This is a genomic window from bacterium, assembly GCA_026398675.1.
In the GTDB taxonomy this organism is placed as follows: Bacteria; RBG-13-66-14; RBG-13-66-14; order RBG-13-66-14; family RBG-13-66-14; genus RBG-13-66-14.
On the sequence record JAPLSK010000398.1, the window covers coordinates 1 to 3,290 of the forward strand.

3 protein-coding genes are annotated in these 3,290 nt (G+C 62.9%); 1 reads left to right on the top strand and 2 read right to left on the bottom strand.

The window, feature by feature from the left end; translation table 11 throughout:
• Positions 1 to 79 precede the first annotated feature (79 nt).
• Positions 80 to 859, top strand: a complete 780-nt coding sequence (locus NTW26_11780) for a hypothetical protein (GenBank protein MCX7022926.1) — start codon at positions 80 to 82, stop codon at positions 857 to 859.
• A gap of 596 nt (positions 860 to 1,455) precedes the next feature.
• On the opposite strand, the gene NTW26_11785 is transcribed toward NTW26_11780, so the two are convergent.
• A complete protein-coding gene (locus NTW26_11785) occupies positions 1,456 to 1,950 on the bottom strand; it encodes a hypothetical protein (protein ID MCX7022927.1) in 495 nt (164 codons plus the stop codon).
• A gap of 376 nt (positions 1,951 to 2,326) precedes the next feature.
• Positions 2,327 to 3,133 (bottom strand): hypothetical protein, encoded by an 807-nt coding sequence (locus NTW26_11790; GenBank protein MCX7022928.1) that lies wholly within the window; start codon positions 3,131 to 3,133, stop codon positions 2,327 to 2,329.
• Positions 3,134 to 3,290: the final 157 nt, after the last annotated feature.

The following is a 3,290-nucleotide window of genomic DNA, read 5'->3' on the forward strand; positions in this document are numbered from 1 at the left end:
AAGGGGTTTAACCGAGCGAAGCGAGCTATGCCTCTGGCAAAACCCCTTGCACTCAGCCACAAGCGAAGGAGGAGGTAAGATGCGGAAGTTTCTCTTGGTGTTGATGGCGGGCCTGGGCCTGGTTCTCGGCTGCACCAGCGTTACGCCCGACGGCGGCGGAGACGGCGAGGGCGACGGCGTGGACACCCAGGCCGTCTACCCCAATGACAGGGACAACTACTGGACCTACGCCGTGGATATCGAAGGGGATGACCACTACGAAGACTGGACAATAATTGACGACCCGGGCTACCAGCTCTGCTACTCCCAGCAGCGGATACGCGTTCATAGTGAAGGCGCCCCCGATAATACCTATATGGACCTATACTGCACCGACGATGAGACCGAGGCCGTGATTAATGAGGGATTCAAGTTCTACGACGAGGGCGACCAGCAAGGGCAATTTATGTTCGAAGACCACCCCTGGACCATGCTCCGGTGGCAGTCGGACGGCCTGGACGTGGGTGACACCTGGCACGCCTGGCTCATCTCCGGCGTCCCACCCGGCCTCTTCTACCATGAACCCTTCCCGGCGGACTCCCTTGATTTAGATCTCACAGCCAATGTCGAATCCACCGGGGACTTCTATTACAAGGGCCATGTGCTGACGGCTTACAAAATTGTCTTCTTCGGCGAAGTCATCTTCGAGCTGGACGGTGTGGACCCCGAGGACTGGGAACACCACGAATTCCAGATGGACTACTACTTCGTGCCGGAGTTCGGCTGGGTGAAGATACAGTGGTACACAAACGAAGGGGGCTCGCAGGACCCCTGGCAACTCTGGACTCTCACGGACACCAACGTGGCCATCCCCAACTAGCTCACTTTGTCGTGGTCAAGGGCGTCCTACAGGGCGCCCTTTTTTGGTGATTCACACACCTTAAATAATCCCCCCATTGCGCCCCTAAATGTAGGGCGTGGGCTTTAGTCCCCGCCGTTTTCACCCCTCACCCCAACCCTCCCCCCAGAGGGGGGAGGGGGATAGGCGGCCCTCACCCCCATCCCCGTCGGCACGCCGCTCCCACGGGGAGAGGTAAACCGCCGCGTGCCTATATGTAGGGCGGGGACTTTAGTCCCTGCCGTTCTCCACCCTAACCCTCACCCTAGCCCTCTCCCTGGAAGGGAGAGGGGACTAATTGCAACCCTCACCCCCATCCCCGTCGGCACGCCGCTCCCACGGGGAGAGGGAAACCGCCGCGTGCCGATATGTAGGGCGGGGATTTTAATCCCCGCCGTCTCACCCCCCTCCCCGACCCTCCGCCCAGAGGGGGGAGGGGGATAGGCGGCCCTCACCCCGACCAGGGCTTCGCCGGTTGCGATGATTCAGGGCGGCCCAGTGGGATGCACCCACGGCTTGTCGCCCCATTAAAAAAGGCCGGCATACACCGGCCTTTTAAGTCCACGGGTCGGGGGGAATTAAAAATCCATGGCCTTGATCTGGCCCCAGCTCGTCTCTTGAACGGCGCTCTCCCAGTCGCCCACGTCCACGCGGGCGGCCTGAACGACCTCCTTGCGGCCCTCCGAGTCGTTGGTGGTGTCCTGGACCCAGAAATAGGCCACCAGGTCATCCACCTTCCAGACGGGGTCCACGTCGAAGTCCACGTGGAAGACGCCGTAATCCAGGGGCATACCCTGCGCGGTGGGCAGGATCTCGCGCATGGTGTGGTCGTAGTGGCGACTGCCGGCGTAGAGGTCGTTCTCGGCGATGGCGAAGTAGTACTTCAGGTTCGCGGTGTCGCCGGTGTACTCGTGGGCCCACCAGATCCAGGCGTCCAGGAAGCCTGAGTCGCCGGTGATGTTCCCGCTCATCTGGATGGCCAGGGGCGACTGCTTGTTGTGCCGCTGGATGATGGCCTGCGCGATGCTTTGCTCGCCCGGGGCGTACCAGCCGTCTATCCAGACCTTGGGCACGCCGGTGATGGGCCAGAAGCTGACCCGGGCGTTGGAGTCCGCGGGGTTGTAGAGGTACAGAGGATCGCCGCTGCCGGGCCAGGAGACGTGGATGGAAAGGAGGCTGAAGTAGTCGTGGTATGTGATGTCGGCCTGACGAAGAGCCTCGTCTACCGGGGGACAGTAGCCTCAGGTGTAGTTGGTGAAAGACTCGCCGAAGACCATCCGCTCAACGCCGAAGGCGGAGGCGGCGAGCACGAGGCAGAGTACTAAGAGCTTGCGCATGGGACCCTCCCTCTCGGTTTATTTGTCCTACTATGATTCACGCCCGTACTATATCCCATAAATCGGCTCGAATCAAGGGCCTGATACCCTTTCGACGAAAATACCGGTCACATCACGGCCCGGCGTCCAGGGGCGGGGCACCCGCGGACTCGTCGAGCCGCACGTAATCGCCGCCGTAGTCCGCCGATCCGCCGAAACCGCCCCCCATCGCCGCCTGCTCCAGACGCTCCGGGGTGAAGCCCTGCCAAACCTCGCGGGAGTACCCCTCGCGCACCCGCACGAGCTGCATCCCCACCACGTCGAAGGAGAGGACGATCTTGCTCTCGTTCGAGAGCCAGGACAGCTCGTAGACGCGCTTGTGGGGCTTATCCTCCATCATCTTGACCATGTACTGGGCCTGGTCCTGGGAGCCGAACATCCGGGAGCGGGGGCCGAGGTAAACGGCGTGGGTGCCGGAGCGGAAGGTGTCGTCCACCCGGTCCCGCTGGCCGGCGACGAGTCGCTCGTCGTAGATGACCACGTCCCGGTGGCCGGGCTGGGTAAAGCGGAAGGTGGCGAGGACCCGGTTGGTGTCGAAGTTCAGCGCCGCCGCCGAATCCCGGTTGTCGTAAACGTCCACCTGGATCAGCCGGCGGTCGGAGTACCAGACCTCCTCGAACCAGGTGAAAAGCTCCTGCAGCTCGTCGGCGTACACCCCGGGCTGGACGACGATGTCTATGGAGACGCCGCGTTCGACGCCGGGCGTGGCCTTGGTCTCGGCCACCTCGTAGGGGATCGGCGGCTGGACCTGCCCCTCGCCGGGCGGCTGCTCGCCGATGGCCTGCTCCACGGCCTCGGCGCCGGCCTCAATATCGCCGTTCTCGCCGCCGCAGGCCAGGAAAATCACCGAAAAGACGAGAAGAAAAAGCGGGATACGCATACCTAACCCCCTTGCGCGAGGGAGCACCGTGATTCCGATTCAAGCTCATTTTCCCGCACCCAGGCGGCGGTCCCATCCGCGATGGCTCGGGCTACACGCTGCCGATAGGCGGGGTCCACAAGGAGCGCCTCCTGCCCGGCGTTGGAGAGGTAGCATG

What these genes read in the sequence shown, in the direction of transcription:
- NTW26_11780 (MCX7022926.1), top strand. Translation starts at nt 80, where the DNA reads ATGCGGAAGTTTCTCTTGGTGTTGATGGCGGGCCTGGGCCTGGTTCTC.
- NTW26_11790 (MCX7022928.1), bottom strand. Translation starts at nt 3,133, where the DNA reads ATGCGTATCCCGCTTTTTCTTCTCGTCTTTTCGGTGATTTTCCTGGCC.